Below are 21,992 nucleotides of genomic sequence, written 5' to 3'. Positions count from 1 at the left end.
CTGATGGCTTGCCGTATGCCGCGCCAATCGTCCGCTGGAAAATTACGCGGACACCCGACCAAGGTACAATCGTCAATATACATAACATCCTCGCCTTCGACTGTTGCCGACGAGAAAATTAGGTTTCGAACATTCGTAGCGCTGGCTGCGGCGTTTCCTTATCTCGCGCTGCTAAGGACGCTTAGCATCGATTTGAGCGTACCTTCTGATGCCTCACGATTATACCCTACATGGTAGCCGTGAAACACATGAATGGGCTCGCGGTCTTCGTAGGCGTGATACGCGCCCTTCCAAACCTTTGTCGTCACTGGGATTGCCCGACGAGACGAGGCGGCTTCGAGGCACAGTTTGGGATTTGTTGCCTCATCCTTCTCTGCGAGAAAGAAGTGGACGGGCCCGTAGAATTCGACCTTGTTCATGTACAGGCATGACGGCTGCATTGCGAAGCCTCCTGCGAACTTGTGCTCGTGGAGGCGGCCAACGATCTGATTCATTATGATCAGAGTGGTCGTGGCGCCATTGCTACGACCTAGGACGTAGACCTGCTGGGGCTTAGCCAATCCCTTTGCGAGCAGATAGTCCAAGGCCGCATACGCGTCGTCAGCCCGCCGCCGAGCCCAGCCAAGTTGGCTGGGGTCACTGCAGATACCGTCCGGCCCTAAACCGCGGGTTTTGAAGCTGTCGAGGACTAGGACCCCATACCCGGCCGCCAAGAGCTTACCGCCGTAGTCCTGGGCCCAAGCGTTTAGAGTCTTATTCATGCCGCTGCAACCATGGAGTATGATCACGAATGGCGTTGGAAGTTGTTTGTCCTTCGGAAACATGATTTCGGCTAGAAGCTCGCCGTCTTGCTGCACTCTGCCGCGCTCTTCGACGGTGCCATCCATAAAGTTCTTGGTCCATCCATCGATGTAATCGTTGCCCGGCACCCAAGGTGCTGAACGATCCGAGGTCAGCCATTTTATTCGCACGGTCTCGGCGCTCGCCTCGGGGGCCGTGAGCAGGAAGAGAAGCATCAACTGCATGATCAGACGCATAGGGGATCTCACATCTTGTGACGGGGATTCCGGGGGAAGAACGAAAATCGCAGGATAGGGACTATATTCCCTAGAGACTATATGCCCGGTGGGGCTCCATCCTGCAAATGCAGGATTGGCGAGCGATTGTTGGCAAAAATATCCGTCGGATCCGGCAGCAACGGCGCATGACCCAAGAGAAATTGGCGTTCGAGTCCGAGTTGGACCTGACGTACATCGGTGGGATAGAGAGAGGGCGCCGCAATCCCAGTCTTTTGGCGATGGCTAGGATTGCTGAAGCTCTTTCAGTGCCGCTTGTAAAGCTACTGGCGGACTAGCCGTTCCGGGCCAGTATTCGTCCGCCAACATCAATGTCATGACACGCTCGGTCACTGTGGGATCCGCCGGATTTGGCGAAAGATAGGTGAGTGTCTTGTCGAAGTAATCGATCTTGAAAAAGACCCGTACGCCCTCAAACTCAAAGGCGCCAAAATCATGCTCTCCATGCGGGTCATTCGCGTTACAGAAATTGTCAAATACTGCTAGTGTTTGTACGAGGCGTTGCACGGCAGCAGAACCCATTGCAGCGATGCCAGGTGTTATCACGGCGCCTCCGCCTAGGAGGTTTTGTCGAAGGTCATCATTAAGCGCACGAATGCGTCCCTTGTCATTGTCTGACATGGCTGAACTCCAGAGATTGATTTGAGGATCTTGGAAGGGGTGGCTTGACGAACGTCGAGTTCGGGCAATCGGCTCAAACTCGACGAGCTTTTTCTTACGAGACTGTGGCTGGACCCGGATTGACCAGGGCGACTGCGTGGATGTGTCGGATAGCTCGGGGCGCCTTAGGGAAATCGCGATACCTTAGGGTGAGGATTTCGCCGTCCCGGTTCTCGACGACAGTCTCCCACCAACCGTCTTCTGCGCTCTCGTGGATGAGAACCATGTGACCAATACCGATGTCGTCCCAATTTCTTGGTAAACCGGCAGTGATGGGAGAGACGCACGGTACGTTAGCGTGCGTTGTGACAGGCAGAGGGGAGTCTGCCGAGTTCTCTTTCTCGAGGCGCCGAGCATTCTCGCTTTTGGTCAAGAGAAGTTTGTCGTAGAGCGCCTTTCGAATATTTGGGATGAAGGCGCGGCCGCTAGCGTAAAGTCGGCCGAGCGGGAGCTTCATACCGTGTGGTACGAAATCCTCCGCCGCGGGATGAACGACCCAGCAATTCATGTTCAGCGCAGCGCTAACGATTTCATCGCGCACCTCGGAGAACCTTGCTCCCCGAGGTTTTCCATTTTCATCAAGCCCAAAGACGAAAAGCGGTGTCGCGTCGTTTGTCTTTGTCATGCTCGCCTCCCTCAAAAGCAGAAGGGGCCCGATGGGGCCCCTTGCTCTGCGACTGAATGTTCGATGTATTCCTGCTGCCGCGTTGGCAGCCTATATTTCGGCATGGAAGTATCTCCAGGTATTGAATCGTAGACCAATGTATTTAAGCCTACTTCTAAAGCTTAGCACAAGTATTGACTCAGTCAATCGGCCTAAGTAACTGTTTTGCAGCTGGTTTTAGCACTAAATGAGAACATAAAGAGAACAATTGGCAATAACAGGTGGCACGCAGCTCGGTCATCAATTCGGTTGCCATTGCAGAAATTTAGGCCCTCGGCAGAGCAAAACCGCCAAATCGCATGCTGCACAAAACGCGGAAAAGTCATCGGAAAAGACGAATTGAAGCGCTGAGCGTTGATATTGCTGGCGACGGATCTAATAAGTTGAGCGCAGCCGCCCTCTCGGTAGCATTCGACCCCATAGGTATGCGGCCGCCCACTCTCAGCAAGAATTCCGGTCCGATGCATAAAGTTATGAACGAGAGTGTCTATTGCGATCATGTCGACTCCGGCTTGAAACCAATGTGGCCGACCGCTTGAAGCACCTAGCAAAATCGAAGATAGGGTCATCGACAGTATCTTGTCCGATATGCCGTAGACGTGGCGAAGCGGCGCGATAAGGGGATCTTGATACGTTGGCGACAGCGATGGCTGCTCCGTTAGCTGGTGATTGATCCAGCCAACGAGATCATTATTTGCGATATCGCGGACAAAGAGAAAGAAGCTGTAAGCCGTTTGATTGAGGCGCCCGTTGCGCAGTTTATGGTTTGGTAGCGGACATCGTTCGATGTGTTCCGGCTCAGAGCACGTCAAACTTGTCTTGTCGTATCGACATCCGTGAAAACTGCGATAGCTTCGCAAGCGAGGGCAGGAGACGTTCTGTTGGAGCGCACGCTGTATTGCTGACCAGCTCGCGCTTCCGTGCTTGTCGAGGTACGATCTGGCGACCGCGTCAGAGACCCCTTGGTAGCTGAAGTTCGTAACTAGCCAGTCAAACAGCCGCGGTGTGTTTCGTTGGTCGATGGCCTGTTGGATATTGTGCGCATCGAGATCCGCCTTGATGTCCTCTATCAAGTTTATCGACCCAGCGAGCTCGCATACTCGATTAATGATCTGGATCGGTCGCTGGAGCTTACTGCGCAAAACGCTGTCGCTCTGAGCAGCATTTGGCCGAATAGCTAAATCAACGATATCAGCCTCCGTTGCGCATCACTATCGCCGTCGATGTAGCGTTGTGTGGTCTGAATCGAGCGATGGCCGGCAAGAAGCTGTACATCCCGCAATGAGCCGCCCGCATTATGAACCGAGCGTGCTGCTCTCGTAATAAAAGTGCGGCGGCCGGAATGGGATGAGCAGCCATCGAAGCCTAAGGTGCCGAACTTGCGGTAAAACCAAACGACAATGCTCTCTGGGCTCATTGCGCCGCCACGCTCAGAGCGGATGATGGGGCCCTCGCGATAGCCTGACACAAGAAGATCGCCAAGAGCGAGACGTAGGTCGGCATGAATCGGAATGAGTCGGCCGCTACGTTTTTTGGCGATACCGTCGCGGACCTCAATACTCTGGCCGACCTCGCCCGTGGGCGTTAAAACCATGTCCCAGGTCAGCTTAGCTATCTCGGCGGCGCGCAGGCCGGCTTTGACAGAGAGCAGCACTATGACCCGATTGCGAAGAGGGTGTCGCGTCTGCTCGGCGAAAAACAAGAGATCGTCGATGTGGTCGGCCGATAGGATTTTAGCCTGCTTGCCCGACATGTCGCTCAGCAATCGTTGATGTTTGATTCTAGAGCGGCAGAGCCGAAGATCAATGGAAATATCGCACCATCACAACTGATAAGGTTTCAGAATTTTCTTATCAGTGTGCATCCACCCAAAATCAGTCCTCAAAATCTAGTCGTGATCGCAAAGCCAGCGCCTCGCGGCTTCATTTCACGCGTTCTGACGGTGGAGCCGCGAGCGAACCGCATTCGCAGCGTGAGAAAACAAACTTGTAAAATAGTCAGCTGAGACCAACCCGCAGTGGCAAGGTCTCTTTAAGACCGAATGAAGGAGACACGAAAATGGGCAACGATTCTACGAAGATGAATTCTCTAAAAGTCATGCAGGGCCGCGAAGCGGAAGCCGTGAAGACAACCGAGACGCTCACTCACAAGGATATAAAAAGGTTTTTCCTTAAACTTGCTGAAGCCATCCTTGTGGACCAGCAGCGGGTCAACAAAATATCGCGTGAATATTTTCATCCATCTTACGATGACGGAAGGTGGCGAGAAACTCGCGAAGAGTATCTTGATGCCATTATTGATCTATCCCTGACCGTAGACAAAATGCCGAAGCGCCTTCTTAAAAATCTGACTGAACTGGCCATCACTTACGCGCCCGATGTTGTTAAGCGACCGCTGTTCGATATTATTACTCTTCAAGCGATAGGCGTCGTGTCTCCGGGGATTTTTGATACGGCCTCGCGAGTCTTCAGAGAACTGATCGTGGACGTGAGCCTTCAGGCTCCAAGTATTCCTTTTGAAGGCACGCCGGTGGAATCGATACTAAGATGGTTCGACTACGATGATCCAATTCTAATTGCTACAGAACCCGAGTGCGAATACGCCGAAGTACTAGCTTCGCATATTGGAAGGGAGTCTAGAAAAACGAGATGCGCGTTAGCCGCACAAGGTAGACAAGCCTTCATGGAAGCACGAGGTGCCCGCGAATTCACCACAGTCACGGTGCTGTCGGCGGTAAAGATTGACGGATGATCGGCCACGTTCGGCCCGAAGAGATGTCGGGGTGGCGCTGTTTGGTTGAGCTATAATCTTTGAAATCGACCGGCGCGCCAACTGATAAGAGTTTGAGAGAAACCTTATACCTTAACGCCATCAAGCTGCACGACGAGATGATGGAACGGGAGTTCAAACGCTTCGAGCGGCTGGATAAGAAGGCCGCAGGCGTCGTGCGGACCCAAAGCCCATCCATCGCAGTAAGGAAGACCGCAAGCTGACCTGGTCGGGCAGGGGCTCGATGCCGCGCTGGATGCGGGAGGAAATGAAGGCGCTGAAGCAGAAGCCGGACGCGTTCCTGATTGTGAAGCCATGACTGAGCCGGAACGGTGGTGCATCGTCGATATATCTGAAGAGAGACTTCAAAACGCCCTTGAACACATTGAGACGGGCTGGTGCAGTGAAGGCCGGTGCATTTTCTGCAGCGACAAGGTGGTCGCAACCAAGAGTTTGTTGCTGACGCGAGGGCGCGGATTCAGCCGGAAGCTTAAGCCGTAGTCTTGTCTTCCACGTTCTCAATGAAGGTTATGCCACCGTCACCGTGGTCCATGGCTGCAAACATCGTCAGCCCTGAAGCCTCGAACATTGCTTTCCAGACTTCCTTCAGGTCGTCATAGGCGGCGAGAACGGGCTCGGGCATGCAGTTCTCCCACTTCGGCCCGATGTCGTAACGCTTGCCATCCAGCTCGCCGACTTCGGCAATGACCTCTTCATCCATCTCAAAGGTCTGCGGCTTCGCGTGAGCGAAGGTGTTACGAAGCTCCTTCATCGCCTTCATGCTGCTGAACGGCCGCACCTTCCACTTCGGCTTCAGTTTCAGCGCCTTGAGCACTTTCTTTTCCTTCTTGTCGATGCTCCACCAGTCGTCCCATGACTCGACGAGTTCGGCGCCGAAGAAGTTGAGATAAGCCTCGAACGCGAAGGCGATCATGGTCGAGCAAGCCATGCAGTCATAGAACAACGCGTCCTGGTTCTTCGCCGCCAGCTTGTCCCTGATGATCTTCTGGAGATAGAAGGCCGCGCCATCGAGGTCGTTGTGCGGGCGAACGTGCCGGGTCTCCTGAACCCTCGCCCTTATCCTCTTCGCCATAGCGCACCTTTCTGCCCGCCAAGCCAACCTGGCCGTCTTCGGCGCAGGCCTAGCCTGCGGCACATCCGCGGAGGTTGCATGGGCAATATCGTAGCGAGTTTCAAAGCGCTGTCACTGGACGAGATGATCGAGGCGTACCCGCAAATCACCGCATTGCTCGCGGCGGCTAAGGACGCTCGGCGCCTCCAGTTGGAAGCCGAGATCAAGGCCTTCGGGTTCAAGCCGGGCGAGGGCAAGCAACCAATCTCGGCCGCAGTCAAGTATCGCAGCCTCCGCGACCCGTCTAAGACTGGGCGGGCCGCGGTGCCGAACCAAACTGGCTGAAGGCCGAGATGGCCGAGAGTGGTAAGCCTCTGGATGCTTTTCGGGCGGCTTAGTCCTCCTTCAACAACTTGAAGATGGAGGTACCGACCAAGGCGATCACGGTGGCGCGGATCACGTAGTCGTAGATATCGATTACGCGGTGCATGTCACCGGAAATGACGCCAGCCGACATGATCAGGCCGCCGTAGGTCAGAAGCACCAGAGCAACAAGGTAGAGGCGGTGGACGTAGGTGTAGTCCTTATGCATCGCGGTAGTCCCTTCGGTGAGGGCCTGGGAAGAAGTCCGCGATGTCGGGAACGCCGAGCATCGAAGACCACCTTCCGGACAGGCCGAAAGTTGATCTCCGAAGGCGTACCGACGCCAAGGGAGGAAGAATCTACACTGAAGGGACGGTCGAGCCTCGATCGTAAGACTACAAATCCTACATACCAGCGGCGGGCGCTGCACCTCGCCTGACCAGCGTGGTCTAGCTTGAGGTGTGACGCTTATTGCATGTCGCAAGGCGGCTTGCCAGGAAGCTAGGACGCCGCCTAAATAGTTCAAGGCCGTCGTGAAAAATTTTAGAGCCCGCCGCTCCGGTACTGGGCATACAGGGTCAGGCCCAAGCCGACCCAGAGCGCGACCTGCATCGCGGTCAACGCCCAGAGCGAACCACTGGCGGCCGCTGCATGGCCGGCGACTTCGCCAGCTTGATGACTAGGCGCTCATGAACGCGGATGTACCGTCTAATCATTTGCGTACCTTTGGCTGGTATCTGGGCTTCCGACGCTTCCTTAGCGGTCCGGACGTGCTCACGCCTTGGGAACGTTGAATGCCAGCACAGTCAGGACTAGCAAGCGGTCTGGGTCATTCTTGCTCCGGAACGTGTACCTCCGCCGTGTCTCGCCTTCCTTGCGTTCTTCCTTCATGAAGTTCGGGTGGCTCTCAACGCTCTTCCATAGCTCGCCGAGCATGTAGCTGAACTCCTTCAGCCTGCTGAACATCATCAGGCAGGCTTTTGTGTCCCGCCACGTGAGATAGCCTAAGAGCTGGTCGATGGCGTCATGGCACACCTTCGCGCCGCCCCAGAATTTGCATTCGGCGATGAAGACGTTGCGGTCCTCGACGCGGATGAGGATGTCGGTCTTTCCGGAGTTGTTGAAAGCCTCGGCTGTCCCATCCCCGCGGTAATGCCCGTTTAGCGGAAGCAGGAAGTGCTGGCGCACGCTTTCTTCGTCCAGGTGCACGAAGGCCTCGGGACCGCGCTCCATGACCTTTGCCATCGACTCAATGATTTGCAGGATGTGCTGGTAGTCGGCCTCGACCAGTTCGGGCTCGGAGACAAACGCCTTCCGCTTCTCGGGTGATAGGGAGGGAGGCACAGGCTTGCGTTGGATTTGGGGTGCCTTGTGGCTGCTAGGGATGGGCAAGACAGGCTTCATATTCAGCCCGATTGAGGCTGCCATGCTTCGGGCAGCCAGAAGCTTCTCCTTCCGGGCCGCGATATCTCGCAGTGCGTTCTTGCGAAGACTGTCGTTGTGCGGATTGGCCATCTCGCGCTGCCAACCGAGATAGCGGTCGATTTCGGACAAGGTTTGCTCAAAGGTGCTGCGAACCTGCGCGCCGTCGAGAGACCGACCTATGACGGTAACGACCAGCTTCCTGCCGTTCCCAATTGTCGCTGTGGGAGGCGCCGACGTGAAGGTGTTGGGTTGATATCGGAAAAACTTACTGTCACCCTCGAAGGGCACGGTCAGAGTGAGTTGCAGTGCAGGTACGGTGATGGCGCGGCCATAGTCGATCACCTGCTGCATGATTTCGCGGGGCTCACTAAGAACCTCTTGATCGCGGCGAAGTGCAGGAATCTGAATCCGGTAATGTGCCTCGATGATGTCAGCAAGGTCGTCGGCGGGTTTCTGGAGAATATCCTCGGGGTCCATGCCGGCGACAGCGTTGCTTGCGTCTCGACCCAGCTGGTGCAGATACTCGCTCAAGCGATGGTCCGAAAACAGGTAGTCCGACATAGAAACGTCCTCGTCCGAATCAAAGGCAGCGATGCAGGAATAGGACAAGGTAGGTCGGTCGGTTATCCGGTCAACCGGTAGTTGGTCGCAATGGTTGTTTCCCACTAAGCACGCAAAATGGTTTTCTTCTGCAAAGCCGAAATGGCGCTTGCGCCGTAGACCAAAACAGTGGTTTAACTTTATAATCGGCAACAGATTCAAACCGGTACAACAGGGGCGGGACGCTAGTTCCGCCCCTTGTCGTTTGTGGGCAGCGAGTCTTACGTTCGATGCTATACTAGCCCAGCAGCAGCTAAACCACTGCAAAATCGATGAAATTCGGACCGTGGGTTGCCGCTCGACGGCGCGACGCCGTATGGTTTCGTGGGCTCAACTGTTTGGCGATTAGGCCGGTGCGTTGCGGTTTGAGCGGGTGCGTTGCTCACTTAACGCCGCGGAAGGTAGTCCCGACGGAACGGATGGATAGAGGAGGTCGAGTTGTCCGATTCGGATTTGGTCGAGATCGCCAAGCAGACTGGCGAGTTCAAAAAGCACTACGGCAAATACTGGGGCGGTTTCATCCAACTCAGGCTGGCAAACAAAGCTTCTGGTCGTAGACCCTTTCTGTGGGGCTGGCTGGTTAGCATTGGGACTGTGCTCGGCGGCCTTCTTGTACGATATGCGCTGCCTCATCTTGGGAGATGACGAACGGCTAGGGAAGAGCACCGCCTATGATGGTCTTCTCAACTCCGTCGTCGTCCCAAAACAGGACTTTGAAGCCAGTCGAGCTGAGTAGCCGCATCATGGTTTCGTTTGTAACAACCTGGAATCTCTTGCGCGGCGTCAGGCCGGGCATTTGATCCGGTTCTTCTGGCGGGTCGAAGATATTGATACGGACCAGATCGGCACAGACAGTAGCAACCTCTGGCGTGTCGAAAGTGATTGGGAGTTTCGCATGGGCGAAAGCATTGCGGACGTGGCGCAGCAGGCGGAGATTTTCCCGCGCGACAGGTCCGGCGATACCAATGACGGTGACGAAGGTAATTTTGCGAGCGAACGTGGCCAATAGGCCGTCTTGGTCGTACAGCGCTTTGCGTACGTCTTCAGTCTGCTCGCCAATCCAGTGGTCATTGGCCTGGTCGAGTGAGTTCTCAAGCATCGCCGATAAAAGCAAGCAGAAGCTTCGGTCATCGGCATCGTCAGCAGTCTGTTCGTCGAACGCTTCTTGATGGTCGGCGGAGGCAGCCTTGGTCGTCAAATCCCTGAGCTTGGACACCTTGGACATCGGCCCGCCATCGGTTTGAAAGTCTTCGCGGCGCGCATGATGGCGCAATTGTAAGTTGCTGTCACCACGCTATAAACAGCTCAGGTCATCGAGATTAAGGCATGAAGCAAACGGATCGAGAAGGCGTAAACGCCGTCGGGCAGATATTCACGAAGGAGCTGGGATGGATATTCCGCGAGCAGACCGTGGTGGACTACGGAATTGATGCCCAGGTGGAAATCGCGACCGAAAAGGAGCCAACGGGACGGCTGTTGGCGTTGCAGATCAAGAGCGGAAAATCGTTCTTCCGGAAGCGCGGCGACAACTATGTCTACTATGGGGAAGAGCGCCACCTACGTTACTGGCGCGGCCACTCACTGCCTGTGGCCATCATCCTCCACGATCCCGAAACCGATCTGACGCTCTGGCAGCGCGTGGACACCAGCGCCATCCGATACGGCAAAGGCGGCAAATGGTCTATCGATATACCGCCCTACCAGATCTTGAATGCATCGGCCGCGGAAGCTCTGGCGCGGGGTGTCTCGGACGCGTCGGCGTTCCGTAAGCTCCGGCTCACCCTCGACCTACCTATGATCCGTAAGTTCGCCGACAAGTTCGAGATCTATTTCGTCATTGAGGAGTGGGTCAACAAAAGCCTGAGCTTCAGAGATTGCAAAATCTATTTCGACTCAGACCAGATTGATAACGGTGACCCCGACTACATCGTCTCGCAATGGATACCGACACATAGCCTGGACGAATACATGGCGGACGTCTGGCCGTGGCTTTCATATGAATACTTCGACGAAGAGCCGGAGCGATCCGGAGCCGAGGAGGTTGAAGAGCACAAGATCAACGTGACGCTCAGTGACGTCGGCAAGGCCATGCTGACGCTTGAGGAATATTACGAGAATGGCATCGAGATCAAAGAGCCCGAGGTAATTGATGACAATTTTCTCGATGGCGAAGCCGAAGAGTACTACCGCTCGCTGAGGGAAGACTCGGGTGAGCCTTACGACGAGAAGTGACAGATGAAGCCTGATAGCTTTCGGAAATGGTTTGGGATGATGGATCGCATCTCCTTGCTTCATCTCCGACAGGTGGTCTGGTCGCGGTTCTGGGCGGTCAGTAGCTCTCCAGCCGCCCGTATGACGGTGCTTATCCCGTTGATCGGCTACCTGATCATCTTCAATGCCAAGATCTCAGACTATCTTCATGTCATCCGTGAGCTGGGTGGCTCTCCGAACGACGTGGCTGTTTCGCCCAGGCTGCTGCTGATCTATTTCGGTCTCTGCGCCATCGCCGCTGCAGTGACCATTTATTCCTGGCGCTGCCCGAATGCCGTCAAATACTACGGCTCCGCCAACGCATATGTTTCCGCGGTGAAGGACGTAAGCGGCGATTTTCCCATGGTCGATATCGAGAAAGCCTTCACGCACAACAACGACAAGTTTTTCAAAGAGTACTGGGAAATCAGGGAGCGCTATAAGAAGACAAACCCGGATGGGCAGTCCGAGACGGAGGCACAGAAGCGCCAGATGTATCTTGGCTATCTGCATCTCTACTACCGATACCTGGACGAGCTTCACCCCATTTCGCGTGTCCTAACCGCCATTCTCTATTCGATCGGCTTCGTCTGCTTTCTCATCCCGTCAGCGGGCGTATTCTGGAGAGTGTGCCAGATCCTCTGGCGAACATTGACGCAGAACTTTGGGTCGTTCTTCTAAGTTGCCAACCTTCGGTTGGCTGTGTGCATAATGGGGTGTGGCAAAGAACAGCGGTCTATCAGCGGCGAAGCGGCCTGACGGTCGCCCGGTCGGTGTGCCGTTCAAGCTGGTCAATCTTGAAATGCAGCAGGTTGTCCTAGAGGTTCGATAATCTTGGGCGCTCGGGTCCGAGCATTGCTGGATGGCACCGACCAGTTGCCAGCAGCAATCGCCGATAAGATCCGCAAAGCGGTAGGTGAAGACAAGTAAGCCCTCGATGCCACCATCATCGTCGGGCTTCTGCAGGCGCTGCAGGGTGACGAAAAGTGGGCCAAGCTCCTTTGGTAGTACGGCTGCTGCAAGGTGCCCGACAAGATTCTAGCGAACAGCCCCGGCGACCATAAGGATGTCGGGCTTTATTTTGCCATCGCGTATCGACTTCGGATGCACGCGTTGCCGATTGTACTCGCAATCGACATTCAGGTCAGAAAACGGCTCAAGGTACACGGCGAGGCGATGACAGATTGCCTGCTCGTGCGCGCCAATGGCGAGAAGTATCAGATCTCGCTTGAGCAGCTTGCGGCATCCTCGGATGACCGCGTCCTTGGCCGCCGCCGCGCGTTGCGTCGTCATCGCCAAGATCTGCGCTTCTCGCAACATTCAGTCCGGCCCTTCCGTGAGCGTGATGCCGAGCGCATGCTTTAGGGCCAACTTTGACATCATCGCCGTGAGCGATTGCGGGATCGGCATGCTCAAATCACGACCCAAGCTGGGATCGCCCTCGTGGCAGCGAAGGCCTTCGGAGACGAGCTGGCCTACCGTCATCGCGCTGGAAAAGTCGAGCTTGCCCTCTGCCACATCGTCTGCGGGAACGACCGTGATGCTTGAAGGCCCATAAGCCCAAACATAGGAAGAATTCGTGCGGTCTTTCATGTCGCTTACTTGCGCGGCGAGGCCTTTGCGATCTTTCGAGTCATCCCACTTCGACTGAACAATCATTCCCTTATTGACGTGATAGTCGGGAGCATCCACGACGAGTGAAATATAGACGTCCGCGCCCGATTTTTTCTCCCAGCTCCCTTTGCCTTTGTCCGGGAAATCCTGTGCGTGAACCTTGACGTGCATTCCCTGCACTTCCATGTCGTGGAGCTCGCGTTCGATGAGCGCCGTAATCTTGCTCGTGAACTGGTGCTCTTGCGTCGGCGCCAGGTAGTGCCTTGCACAGGTCTGGGCGACGATGCCGTCGACGATTTCGCCTATGAGGCGATAGGCGCGCTCCTGCCGCTCCTCGTCGTCTTCCTTTGTACCCACCGCTTCCCCCCGTAATTTTCGTTAGGCCGATCCAAGGCCGCTTGGCGGTTGCCCGCCGGTCCGCATGGCTTCTAAATACTGGAGAAGTTGATGCAGTTGATCTTCTGGTGTCAGATGCAATTCCGCAGCCCATTGCTTGCCAACCAAGGCCGGATCTCCAAGCGCCGCGACATCCGGCTGTCCATCGATGACGGGGAGTGATCGAAGTTTTTCGGCCAAGCCCTTCGCGGCCTGGTCGCGGTGAAGGCGAATAAAGGCGTTCAATCCTTCCGCGCCCCTTTCTTTGCCGAGCTTGCGGAGATTTTCACCGATGCGCCGCTCCAGACGCTCGCGGGAAGTACGAACGATGCCGGCACGGTTGTCGAGCCAATCGGTGGCCGCGGCAGCCGTGATCTGTACTTGTGACACGAGATGCAAAAGAAAGGCTGGCGCGTCACGGGCATCGGGACTCACGATCTCGAGGCGCCGGTCAGGGTGGAATTCGAGCCATTCGCGGATGACGAGATTGATATGCAGATCGCCAAAGCCGTAGCCGATGCACACGAGCGTGGTGACGAAATTGAGGTTCTGCTGAAAATGCCTCAGCATGCTTTTGGGAAGGACCTGTTGGCTTCGGGCATCGAACTTGTAGGCACCCGCAAGTAACGTTCGCCGCAGAAACTGCATCACGCCCTGTTCATCCGGATAGCAGATCTCGTTTGCCGCCTTCGCCGCGCCGGGATGGTCCGGAATCTCATAGAACAGGCCTTCGTTGACGGCGCGCAGCACGTCAATCACGCCTTGCTGTCCAGGCGCGTTCGGTAAGAGCTTCAGCAGGTCCTTGCCGTCGTTAAACGTGAAAATGTCCAGCGCGCCGTGAATCTTGAGGAGGTAGATTCCAGGCACCGCCGGGTTCGCAAAACGCATGGCGCCGTGTTCATGCTCCTGCTGCGTGAGCACTTCCGCCTGAATCTCACCGATCGGCTTTCCCGTACGATCACGACGGACGAAGGTTTTCCGCTCCGGGCTGAACCCGCTGTGAAGCGGAATTGAAAGGCGGGCCGCGATGGCCTCGATGATCACGTCGTGATTAAGCGAGAAAATCCATAAGGGCGTATTCTCATCAGCCAGCACGCGCAGCCCGTCATAGGCGGAAAGCTGCCGCGCAAGGAACGCTTCGTTGTTGACATGCCGGAGGTAAAGCATGTGGTAGACCATTTCGACCGACCACACATAGAGCCCGTGATACGCGAGCGCATGGGCGCGGTGACGGCGCCATTGCGTTTCAAGATAGCCAAGGATCGTTTCATAGTGCATCTCCGGCCGCCCAAGGCAGACAATCATGTCCTCGATCACCTCGTCGGGATAGCCGCCTCCCTGAATCCGCCATCCTCTGTTGAACTCGCGCAGCTTGTCAGGTGTCAGCCATTCCTTGAGTTCTTTCGTCAGTTCCCAAACGAGCGGCAATCCCGCTTCGTAAGAGGCGCCGGCGCCGAGAAAAAGTCCGGTAAGCTGCTTCACCAAGATCCTCCTCGCGGGCCTCGCCGCTGCGCTGCCCCACGGGCCATATTCTCATAGCCGCCAGCCCACCCGGCACTAGAAAATATAGGTTCGCCAGCTGGTTATAGCCGATCTTGATTTACGGGGAAAAGTCTTGTTCACTCATTGTTCTTGACAGCTGCATGGTGCAGAATGGTGTATTCCCGATTCGTAGTTGAGTTGGGTCTTTGAGTGATTGGGTGAGGCGGAATGGTAATCAAGCGGATTACCAGCTTTCTTGGCCGACGCAGGTCCAAGGCACTGGCGCCGTCCGCGCCAGCGCCGCGGGTAGACCGCGCGCCCGCAACGCCTCCCGCCCGTCCGGCGGCCAGCAAGCCACTCGTGATTTGGGAGTCGGAGCTGCGCGCGATCGCCGCCGAAGCGGCAGCGTGGACCGTCGAGACGGGAGGCGATCTCTTTGGGCGCTGGCCGGACAATCCAACGGTATTCCTCGCAACGAAGGCAGGGCCGAACGCACAGCGCGACAACGCCCATTTCCGCCTGGACGTCGATTATCTCAGGCAACTGAGCGAACCGCTCGCGGCGGATTGGGCGCTTCGTTATTTCGGCGATTGGCATTCCCATCACCGGCTCGGCCTCTCGGAGCCGAGTTCGGGCGATCGAAGGCGCATCCGTCAGCTCGGCAAACGTAACGCCTTCCCGGGGATGGTGGAGATCATCGTCACAACGGAAGGATCTCGCCAGATGCCCACGGTGCGCATTCACCCATGGTTCTACGACCTCGGCACGGAGGAAGAGCCGGTCGCGATGAGCGTCACGGTGCACGCCGGGTGCAGCCCGGTCCGGCAAGCGTTGATCGCGCGCGGCTTGTTTCCGGAGCAGTCGCTCAAGGAATGGGAACCCGTTGCGCTGGATCGTGTTCGCATTGGCGATGCGGGTGAGCCGCCTGTCCTCGGTAGCGCGCCTGCGGTTGACGCGGCGACGCGCGAGCGCGCCATCACGCATCTCGCCGAAGCCCTGGAGCGGGAGAGCGGCGCCCCCATTGAGCAGCATCCGACGGCGTTCGGAAAAATTCTGGTCGCCCAATTGAAGGAGCCGCATCACCTCGCGTTCGCCATCGATCAAAAATGGCCGATGGATGTGCTTGAGGTTCATCGCCTCGATCGGGCGACGGGCAGCGCAGAGCAAATCGAAGCACCGGTAGGGCTCGTGGTCCCCGACATCAATGGAATCGTGCAGGTATATCGTGCGGCAAAGGGCCAAAGAGGTATTGCGTGACGTGGACAATGGCACAGCGGCAGCGCTTGGCGCTTGAAAATCAAATTCTCCAGAATGAGGGCTTCACGCAGTTCGGTGTTTTTCACCACCCGGCGGATGATACGTACAGCGCTGGTGGTACAGCGACGACCAGCGTGGGCAGAAACTATCATGTTTTCTGCATGATCCCGCCGAGTTATCCGACGCAACGGCCGTCACTCTATATTACCGACCCTAACCCCTTGCTGAATTTCAATGGTGTGGCCATTTCCCGGCTCGGCGTCTCGCACGCCATGCACACCCTTGAGCCCAACACGTTGGGCTGGGTTCAGATTTGCCATTGGCGCGCCGATCGCTGGCATGCAGGCATCGTGTTGCAGAAAGTATTTCTCAAGGCGATGCTGTGGCTCGAAGCCTACGAGCAGCACCTCGCCACCGGGCGCGATCTCGCCGACTTCGTCCGTACCATGCAGGAGGCCGCATGAGCGACCAACGCTCGATGATCCGCGATGCGATGCAGGCCATCGCGCAGCGGAAACCCGGCAAGTCAAAGCTCGTCTACGACAAGACGAAGCGCACGATCGTCGCGGTTTCCGAGGGCGTGCCTACCCCGCAGGCGCTCAATATCACCGCTGACGATGCCGACATGTTCGGCGTCGTCACGCTTTCTTCGGGATGGTTGCGCGACAAGTGGTCCTCGTTGACCAAAGCCGGCTCTCTTCCCGTCGGCTTCAGCTCATGGGACGACGGCGACGCGCTCACGCAGTTGGAATTGTGCATTCAAGGCAGCGGCACCCATGCGGCAGCGACGCTCGTCCTCGGCCAGCAGCAAGGGCAGGCCTCCGAAGGAATCGTGATTTCCATCGTTCCCACGGACAAGCCAACGCATCGCTCCGATGTTTTCGTATCGCCAGACAACATCGCGTACCGGGGCGAGCTGATTGAGCCCGCCGGGCCCGCGGCCAACCCGCGCGACGTCGTGTTCGCCGATATTGAGCCGCAACTCGACCTTCGCCGCGCCGGCATACTGGAAACGACTGTTCTCAAAGACCGAACCGTCCTGTGTATCGGGCTTGGAACGGGCGGCGCCCTTGTCGCGGTAGAGCTCGCCAAATCCGGCGTTGGTCACTTTATCCTCGTGGATCGCGACCGCCTGTCGGTTGGCAATGTGGTGCGGCACCCGGGCGGAATCTCGCAAGTGGGCCGGACGAAAGTGAACGTTACGCGTAATCTCATCCTTGAAAAGAATCCCGGCGCGCAGGTCGAGGTGCATGTGATGGACGTCGGTTTCGAGAACCGCGACGTGCTCGCCGGGCTTGTGCAAGCCTCCGACCTCGTCATTTGTGGCACCGACAACCGGCAGAGCAAGTTGCTCATCAACGAGCTTTGCGTGTCGGCCGACAAGCCGGCCGTCTATGGCGGTGCCTTCCGCCGGGCCTATGGCGGGCAAATCCTTCGCGTCCGCCCGAAGCAGTCCCCGTGCCAGCAATGCTTTGTCTCTTCCTTGCCGGACGAAGCGTCCGACGTTGAGGTATCTTCACAGGATGATGCCGACGCGATCGCCTATTCGGATCGCCCCGTCGCCGTGGAGCCAGGGCTTTCCCTGGATGTGCTCCCCATTGCGACGCAGCTCGCCAAGCTCGCCATGCTCGAACTTCTTGCCGACAAATCCTCCACGCTCAACGTGCTCAAGCGCGACTTCGATGCGCCGTGGTATCTCTGGCTCAACCGGCCCGAACCCGGCACGCAGTATGCCGACATGCCTCCCTTGAGCGAGAGCCGCGATGAAATGACGATTAATCGCTGGTATGGCATCTACTTTGAACGCGACGAGCAATGTCCCGTTTGCGGCGATTTCCTTTCCGGCCTTGCCGCGGCGTACGGCCTCGATTCAACACAGCTTCCTGCGCTTCCGGAAAAGGAGTGACGCGTGGAGCTTTCTGCCGATTTCGCGCGCTGTATCAGCTCCTGCGAGCCTGATGACGATGCTGTAAAGACAGCCAAGAAAGCGCATGAGAAAGTTCGTGATGAACTCAAGACGGACGAAGAAACCAAGGACGCTCACGAGGAAACATTCCTGACGGGCTCCTATCGGCGGCATACCGCCATCCACAACATCGAAGACGTCGATGTGGTGTGCATCCTCGATCTGGATATTTATGCCGACGGCTCCGAGCCCGAGGTTGTTCTCACCTGGCTTCAGGGCGTACTCGACAAATATTACAGCGAGACGCGACCGCAAGGCCGCTCGATTGGCATTAGTGCCAAGGGCGTGTGGCTTGACATCGTGCCCGGCACGCCCGTTTACGAGGACGGTCCGCTCTGGATTCCGGATCGCGACGCCAAGCAATGGGTGCAGTCGCATCCCAAGGGACAGATCAGCGCCGCAAGCGAGAAGAACAAGGATACGGGCGGTTACTACGTGCAAACCGTCAAGCTGATCAAATCCTGGCGCGACCGGCTTCCCACCGAGAAATCGAAGCCGAAATCCTACATCCTGGAAACGCTCGTCCACCAGACGATCGGGCTTCCGACGTCGCACGCGCGGGCCGTCGTGAATGTGCTCGAAGGGATCAACTCGACCTACGGGTTCTATCGTGGCTTGGGCACCGTGCCATTCATTGCCGACCCGGGTTTAGGGACCGTCAATGTTGCCAAGCGCTGGGACAGCGCCGAGTTTGATGCGTTCCTCGACCAGGTGAAAGCGGCGGCTACGACCGCGCGCCAAGCGCTTGAAGCAACCGATGAAGCCGAAAGCCGCAAGCTATGGCGAAAGCTTTTCGGCTCGACCTTCGGGGCGTAGGAGAAAGGAATGGCTAAAACTCCCTCTGGACCGCCCGACACCACCGGATCCCTTCTGTCGCCGGACGCGATGGGCGGCTTGAATGCTGGTAAGGGCTTTGATTTTCAAACGCGCTACACGGTGTGCCATCTTCCGATCTGGTTGCAAGATGGCTCGTTCCATCAAATCTTTACGGAAGGCACCGGCGATATCGACATCCGCTATGTCGATGAAGGCAAGTCGCGCCGGAAACACATCCAGACCAAGGACCACGACGTCACGCCCGCCGAATTCAAGGACGTGATCGAGGCGTTTCGCAGATACGATGCCGACATGCCGGGCACCTACCAGGAGTTCCGGCTGGCATGCCCAAGCCTTTCGCAGCAGATGCGGCCGGTTGAAACGGGCCTCGCGCGCTTTCGTAACGCCAAGCCCTTTTATGACGACGCGGTTCCCGCGCTCGCGCAGACACAACACGATGTCGACCAGCGGATGCGGGCCGTCGGCCTGAGCGACGAACAAATCGCCTTCATCCATGAGAAGGTCTTTATTGACATTGGATACGGTGATCTGGCGCATGATGAGCGAGCGCTTGATATCTTCATAGCGAGAATGCTCAGCCATCCCGATTTTGCGAGCAAGATTCGAGCGATGGTCCAGCCCGCTTACGCGGCCCTTATGAACAAGGTCGGCGCCAGCAAAGGCGTGGTGCTGGACAAATCCTCGATCGAAGCGCTGTTGCGCTCTGCTGTTCTCGCGGACTTGTCGGCAGAAGCCAGTGTGACGCTTTGGGTTCATAACTGGACAAGGGAAGCCTTCACGCCACCGGCGGATTACGAGCTGGACTGGACGCCGCTCTTTGACCGGGCCGCGCGGAAGGCGCCTTCAGCCGATGCCTGGACCAACGATCTTGTTCCGCAACTCGATACCTTGCGGAAGCAGATCATGGCGGCGGGCGCGGTACGTACGATCCGGCTGCGCGGAAAATGCGCCCTCTCAACCGGCGTTGCCCTCGGCGCAACGTTTCCGGCCGTAGGCAGTTGGACGTTCGAAATTCCACAGCCGCCCGCAAAAGAGTTTTGGCGCTCGGATGCGACGCCGACACCCGGCTACACCTTGCAGACGGAAATCGCGGAGGCCGACCCAAACGGCACCGACCTCGTGCTTGGCCTGAACATTCGTGGCGATGGCCGCGTAGATGTCATGCGGTACATCGAGTCCACCGGGCCGGCACCCCAAGCTTACGTCTTCATGGCGCCGCCAAGCCAGGGCGCGCAATCGATCGGCGGCGATGGCGACGCCGTGGCGATGGCCATGGCGGTTCGGGAGGAATTCGGCAAGCTCCTGAAGGCACGCCAACTCCGCATGACGAGGCTTTTTTTCTATGGGCCGTTTGCGCTCTCGGTATTCCTCGGTCAGCAACTTACATCGATGGGGCAAGTTCAGCTATTCGAGTATCAAGACCCCAGCTATGTCCCAAGCTGCCTTTTGAAAACCTGATCCCCTTTTTATCGCATCCCTCTTCTCATGCCGGCACCAGATAAACGACCAGAACTGATACGGCTGCAAAAGGCCTTCGAGGAGGAGGCCGGGAAGTTCCCGGATCTCTCGCTATCCATCCTGTATTTCTCCCAAGAAAAAATTCCGACCGATCGCCTGTTCAGAAAGCCCAATCACCAGATCATGCTCTGGCAGTACTACGGCCAGCTCGACGACTCCGACAATGCAGTCATGCGACTGTACAACAATATGCAAACCAGCAACTTCGCCATGGCCGGTTTAAGGGGCTGCCAGTTCTCCTGTTACGGGTTACTGGAAGGCGAACCGACGGCCCACTTCATTCGCATGGCGCAGCGCGCTGCCAACCTCTTTTCCGAGAAGGAATGCGAGCGGATCAAGACCCAAGCCATCGCCGATTTCACATCGAACCTTCCTCCGTCAACGACGGGCAAGCCGATCTCTTGCAGCAATGCGAACCGTTTGGCGATTTGGCTCAATCATCTCCTGCATCACCTCGGGCGAACGCATCCTCGCTACCTCATGGAAGCCAAGATTGGCGTTGATCCTTACGCGGCCTCTCTCTCTGCGATCGATGCGATGCTTGCCAAGGCGAAACGCAAGGCACCGGCGCCGCAGGCGATCGATACAAAGCGCTTCAGAGTTGCGCTTTCCTTTCCTGGCGAACACCGCCCGTTCGTCTGCGCGATCGCCGAGCACCTCAAGGGCGAGCTCGGAAACGATGCTGTATTCTATGACAATGATTATGTCGCGGAGCTGGCGCGGCCCAATTTGGATGTGCTGTTGCAGCTCATTTATCACGAGAACTCGGACCTGGTCGTCGTATTCCTGTGCGGTGACTACAACGAGAAAGAATGGTGCGGCCTCGAATGGCGAGCGATCCGGGACATCCTCAAGCAACGCCGCGATGCAACGGTGATGCTCCTGCGCCTTGATCAGGCGCACGTGCCCGGACTGTTCAGTATCGATGGTTACATCGATGTCTCGGCATGGACGCCGGCTCAGACCGCCGAGGCGATCGTCAAGCGCCTGCAATCAAATGGTGCCTTAGGCCGCGAGGCGGGCTGACTTCGCCACACCCATCAAGAGCGAGCGCGCGGCTGTCGTCGTGCTTGCCCTAAGGCGGTTATGGGGGGCGCAGGATAGAGTTTTTCGATGACGGCTTTGCACAACTGAAGGGATGCGAGCGCGCCTTGCGGAAGCAAATGAATATTGCCGTGGGCAACGTGATTGCGCAGCACGGGTATCAAATCGAGCTGGCACGTCATGGCGCCGCTTCCGGACGGCGAGGCACTTCAAAGTCGGCGCGCTGAAGATACCCCTTCTCAAGCGCTGCTTGCAGGAGCCGGCTTGAGCCGGGGCTTCTTGAGATGTTGGGCATAGCCGCCGGGTCACGGCGCCGTAATTTAACAAATTGAGCCACTCGGTAACGGACAAGTTTTGGGCGTAAACGGAGTCAGTTCTTAGACTGATAAGGTTTCTAACAAAAGCTAGTCAGTTCTGAATCGGACGGCTTTGTCACGGAAGCTTGCTGGTTGGCCCGCAAAGAGTGCATGCGGGCGATCCACTCATTCGCGCTCGTCGGGATTGCGAACGCGCATCGGTTTGCCTGTGTTGATGCTATCCGGAAGGTTCTCGCATTGGTCGACGTTGAAAAACGTATATTCCAGCATCATCGGGACTAGGCGCCTTGAAGAGCTCGTCCACGCCATTGTCGTGAACCTGCAGTTGCTTCACGAAAAAACCTTCGTGCCGCGCTCACCCTTGCGCACGTTGCCGCCTAACTCCAAGGCTTGCTTGAATGTTAGAAAGCGCGGCGTGCGATAGCCGGCCGCCTGCGCCAGCCATAACAGAATGACGTTGCATCCGGAGTAGGGGCGATTGCTCACGGCGTTGCACGGGTATTCGCGCCGGGGATTGCCGACCAGGGTTTAACCCAGGGCGCCACGCCGGCTTCTAGTTCTGCAATAATGCGCGCCGATACCTCGGCGTAGAGGTCGCGTTTCATGGCTCGCCTCGCTGTTTTGGCTGACGCGACCAGGATCGGCCGGGTGCCATAGCCGCGTTGGGCAACGCGTCTAGGTTGGGCGCATTTTACCCCCCCCC

29 protein-coding genes are annotated in these 21,992 nt (G+C 57.1%); 16 read left to right on the top strand and 13 right to left on the bottom strand.

The genetic code is table 11. The features are described 5' to 3' along the window. Positions 1-158: 158 nt before the first annotated feature. Positions 159-1,037, bottom strand: a complete 879-nt coding sequence (locus UB31_RS35745) for a dienelactone hydrolase family protein (RefSeq protein ID WP_045014254.1) — start codon at positions 1,035-1,037, stop codon at positions 159-161. A gap of 107 nt (positions 1,038-1,144) precedes the next feature. On the opposite strand from UB31_RS35745, the gene UB31_RS35740 reads away from it, so the two are divergent. Continuing rightward, entirely contained in the window at positions 1,145-1,354 is a 210-nt protein-coding gene (locus UB31_RS35740; RefSeq protein WP_045014253.1) for a helix-turn-helix domain-containing protein, read from the top strand. Here the strand turns inward: UB31_RS35740 and UB31_RS40950 are convergent. The 4 genes from UB31_RS40950 to UB31_RS35730 form a co-directional block, all read right to left on the bottom strand. Continuing rightward, the gene (locus UB31_RS40950) at positions 1,302-1,697 is read right to left on the bottom strand and encodes a DUF3768 domain-containing protein (protein ID WP_082078738.1); all 396 of its coding nucleotides are present in this window, start codon (positions 1,695-1,697) and stop codon (positions 1,302-1,304) included. The two genes, UB31_RS35740 and UB31_RS40950, sit on opposite strands and share 53 nt — an antisense overlap. 94 nt (positions 1,698-1,791) lie before the next feature. Beyond that, positions 1,792-2,361: a hypothetical protein gene (locus UB31_RS39995; RefSeq protein WP_156175710.1), complete on the bottom strand. Its 570-nt coding sequence runs from the start codon at positions 2,359-2,361 to the stop codon at positions 1,792-1,794. A gap of 191 nt (positions 2,362-2,552) precedes the next feature. Then, positions 2,553-3,473 carry a hypothetical protein gene (locus UB31_RS42340; RefSeq protein WP_197090896.1) on the bottom strand — a complete coding sequence of 307 codons (921 nt, stop codon included), beginning with the start codon at positions 3,471-3,473 and terminating at the stop codon, positions 2,553-2,555. A 104-nt stretch (positions 3,474-3,577) separates the two neighbouring features. After that, positions 3,578-4,153, bottom strand: a complete 576-nt coding sequence (locus UB31_RS35730) for a tyrosine-type recombinase/integrase (RefSeq protein WP_045014296.1) — start codon at positions 4,151-4,153, stop codon at positions 3,578-3,580. Between the two features lie 305 nt (positions 4,154-4,458). Between UB31_RS35730 and UB31_RS35725 the strand changes: the two genes are divergently transcribed. From UB31_RS35725 to UB31_RS43075, 3 genes are read left to right on the top strand one after another with little or no spacing between them, the layout of a single operon-like run. Further along, positions 4,459-5,151: a hypothetical protein gene (locus UB31_RS35725; protein WP_045014252.1), complete on the top strand. Its 693-nt coding sequence runs from the start codon at positions 4,459-4,461 to the stop codon at positions 5,149-5,151. Between the two features lie 59 nt (positions 5,152-5,210). Further along, positions 5,211-5,393 (top strand): hypothetical protein, encoded by a 183-nt coding sequence (locus UB31_RS41870; protein WP_156175709.1) that lies wholly within the window; start codon positions 5,211-5,213, stop codon positions 5,391-5,393. Between the two features lie 20 nt (positions 5,394-5,413). Then, positions 5,414-5,488: a hypothetical protein gene (locus UB31_RS43075; RefSeq protein WP_502691314.1), complete on the top strand. Its 75-nt coding sequence runs from the start codon at positions 5,414-5,416 to the stop codon at positions 5,486-5,488. 171 nt (positions 5,489-5,659) lie between these two features. Here the strand turns inward: UB31_RS43075 and UB31_RS39990 are convergent, their stop codons facing one another. Then, positions 5,660-6,262: a hypothetical protein gene (locus UB31_RS39990; protein ID WP_050044915.1), complete on the bottom strand. Its 603-nt coding sequence runs from the start codon at positions 6,260-6,262 to the stop codon at positions 5,660-5,662. A gap of 78 nt (positions 6,263-6,340) precedes the next feature. Between UB31_RS39990 and UB31_RS35715 the strand changes: the two genes are divergently transcribed. Next, positions 6,341-6,586 (top strand): hypothetical protein, encoded by a 246-nt coding sequence (locus UB31_RS35715; protein ID WP_045014251.1) that lies wholly within the window; start codon positions 6,341-6,343, stop codon positions 6,584-6,586. Next, on the top strand, positions 6,583-6,639 hold the full coding sequence (locus UB31_RS43070) for a hypothetical protein (protein ID WP_502691312.1): 57 nt from the start codon (positions 6,583-6,585) through the stop codon (positions 6,637-6,639). Before UB31_RS35715 ends, UB31_RS43070 begins: the two co-directional genes overlap by 4 nt. Here UB31_RS43070 and UB31_RS35710 read toward each other — a convergent pair. Together UB31_RS35710 and UB31_RS35705 are read right to left on the bottom strand one after the other, a co-directional pair. Continuing rightward, positions 6,636-6,833, bottom strand: coding sequence for a hypothetical protein (locus UB31_RS35710; RefSeq protein ID WP_045014250.1), 198 nt, complete (start codon positions 6,831-6,833; stop codon positions 6,636-6,638). The two genes, UB31_RS43070 and UB31_RS35710, sit on opposite strands and share 4 nt — an antisense overlap. Before the next feature lie 545 nt (positions 6,834-7,378). Continuing rightward, a complete protein-coding gene (locus UB31_RS35705) occupies positions 7,379-8,590 on the bottom strand; it encodes a hypothetical protein (protein ID WP_045014249.1) in 1,212 nt (403 codons plus the stop codon). A 477-nt stretch (positions 8,591-9,067) separates the two neighbouring features. Between UB31_RS35705 and UB31_RS41865 the strand changes: the two genes are divergently transcribed. Continuing rightward, positions 9,068-9,274 carry a hypothetical protein gene (locus tag UB31_RS41865; RefSeq protein WP_156175708.1) on the top strand — a complete coding sequence of 69 codons (207 nt, stop codon included), beginning with the start codon at positions 9,068-9,070 and terminating at the stop codon, positions 9,272-9,274. A gap of 7 nt (positions 9,275-9,281) precedes the next feature. Here the strand turns inward: UB31_RS41865 and UB31_RS35700 are convergent, their stop codons facing one another. After that, positions 9,282-9,854, bottom strand: a complete 573-nt coding sequence (locus tag UB31_RS35700) for a hypothetical protein (protein WP_045014248.1) — start codon at positions 9,852-9,854, stop codon at positions 9,282-9,284. A 101-nt stretch (positions 9,855-9,955) separates the two neighbouring features. Here UB31_RS35700 and UB31_RS35695 point away from each other — a divergent pair, with 101 nt between their 5' ends. The 3 genes from UB31_RS35695 to UB31_RS41860 all read left to right on the top strand — a co-directional run bounded on the left by UB31_RS35695 (position 9,956) and on the right by UB31_RS41860 (position 12,244). Next, positions 9,956-10,861: a DUF4365 domain-containing protein gene (locus UB31_RS35695; RefSeq protein ID WP_045014247.1), complete on the top strand. Its 906-nt coding sequence runs from the start codon at positions 9,956-9,958 to the stop codon at positions 10,859-10,861. 3 nt (positions 10,862-10,864) lie between these two features. Further along, complete coding sequence (locus tag UB31_RS35690) at positions 10,865-11,560, top strand: hypothetical protein (protein WP_156175707.1); 696 nt, start codon at positions 10,865-10,867, stop codon at positions 11,558-11,560. A gap of 342 nt (positions 11,561-11,902) precedes the next feature. Next, positions 11,903-12,244 (top strand): hypothetical protein, encoded by a 342-nt coding sequence (locus UB31_RS41860; RefSeq protein ID WP_156175706.1) that lies wholly within the window; start codon positions 11,903-11,905, stop codon positions 12,242-12,244. Here the strand turns inward: UB31_RS41860 and UB31_RS35680 are convergent. Beyond that, the gene (locus UB31_RS35680) at positions 12,200-12,850 is read right to left on the bottom strand and encodes a hypothetical protein (RefSeq protein ID WP_045014244.1); all 651 of its coding nucleotides are present in this window, start codon (positions 12,848-12,850) and stop codon (positions 12,200-12,202) included. The two genes, UB31_RS41860 and UB31_RS35680, sit on opposite strands and share 45 nt — an antisense overlap. A gap of 21 nt (positions 12,851-12,871) precedes the next feature. Next, entirely contained in the window at positions 12,872-14,350 is a 1,479-nt protein-coding gene (locus UB31_RS35675) for a hypothetical protein (RefSeq protein ID WP_045014294.1), read from the bottom strand. Positions 14,351-14,578: 228 nt separating this feature from the next. Between UB31_RS35675 and UB31_RS35670 the strand changes: the two genes are divergently transcribed. From UB31_RS35670 to UB31_RS41850, 6 genes are read left to right on the top strand one after another with little or no spacing between them, the layout of a single operon-like run. Continuing rightward, positions 14,579-15,607, top strand: a complete 1,029-nt coding sequence (locus UB31_RS35670) for a Mov34/MPN/PAD-1 family protein (protein WP_156175705.1) — start codon at positions 14,579-14,581, stop codon at positions 15,605-15,607. Positions 15,608-15,615: 8 nt separating this feature from the next. Then, entirely contained in the window at positions 15,616-16,071 is a 456-nt protein-coding gene (locus tag UB31_RS41855; RefSeq protein WP_156175704.1) for a hypothetical protein, read from the top strand. Then, the gene (locus UB31_RS35660) at positions 16,068-17,513 is read left to right on the top strand and encodes a HesA/MoeB/ThiF family protein (RefSeq protein ID WP_045014241.1); all 1,446 of its coding nucleotides are present in this window, start codon (positions 16,068-16,070) and stop codon (positions 17,511-17,513) included. Before UB31_RS41855 ends, UB31_RS35660 begins: the two co-directional genes overlap by 4 nt. 3 nt (positions 17,514-17,516) lie before the next feature. After that, positions 17,517-18,389 carry an SMODS domain-containing nucleotidyltransferase gene (locus UB31_RS35655; RefSeq protein ID WP_045014240.1) on the top strand — a complete coding sequence of 291 codons (873 nt, stop codon included), beginning with the start codon at positions 17,517-17,519 and terminating at the stop codon, positions 18,387-18,389. 9 nt (positions 18,390-18,398) lie between these two features. Then, on the top strand, positions 18,399-19,868 hold the full coding sequence (locus UB31_RS35650; RefSeq protein ID WP_156175703.1) for a dsDNA nuclease domain-containing protein: 1,470 nt from the start codon (positions 18,399-18,401) through the stop codon (positions 19,866-19,868). Between the two features lie 27 nt (positions 19,869-19,895). Then, positions 19,896-20,954: a TIR domain-containing protein gene (locus tag UB31_RS41850; protein WP_045014238.1), complete on the top strand. Its 1,059-nt coding sequence runs from the start codon at positions 19,896-19,898 to the stop codon at positions 20,952-20,954. Between the two features lie 665 nt (positions 20,955-21,619). On the opposite strand, the gene UB31_RS43065 is transcribed toward UB31_RS41850, so the two are convergent. Together UB31_RS43065 and UB31_RS42900 are read right to left on the bottom strand one after the other, a co-directional pair. Further along, positions 21,620-21,775 (bottom strand): ArdC family protein, encoded by a 156-nt coding sequence (locus UB31_RS43065; RefSeq protein ID WP_197090895.1) that lies wholly within the window; start codon positions 21,773-21,775, stop codon positions 21,620-21,622. Then, positions 21,772-21,894, bottom strand: a complete 123-nt coding sequence (locus UB31_RS42900) for an ArdC-like ssDNA-binding domain-containing protein (RefSeq protein WP_082078736.1) — start codon at positions 21,892-21,894, stop codon at positions 21,772-21,774. Before UB31_RS42900 ends, UB31_RS43065 begins: the two co-directional genes overlap by 4 nt. Between the last annotated feature and the right edge of the window lie 98 nt (positions 21,895-21,992).

This window comes from Bradyrhizobium sp. LTSP849, assembly GCF_000938255.1.
Classification (GTDB): Bacteria; Pseudomonadota; Alphaproteobacteria; order Rhizobiales; family Xanthobacteraceae; genus Bradyrhizobium.
The sequence above is the reverse complement of the archived record's forward strand: the minus strand, read 5'-3'. Positions and strand labels throughout refer to the sequence as shown.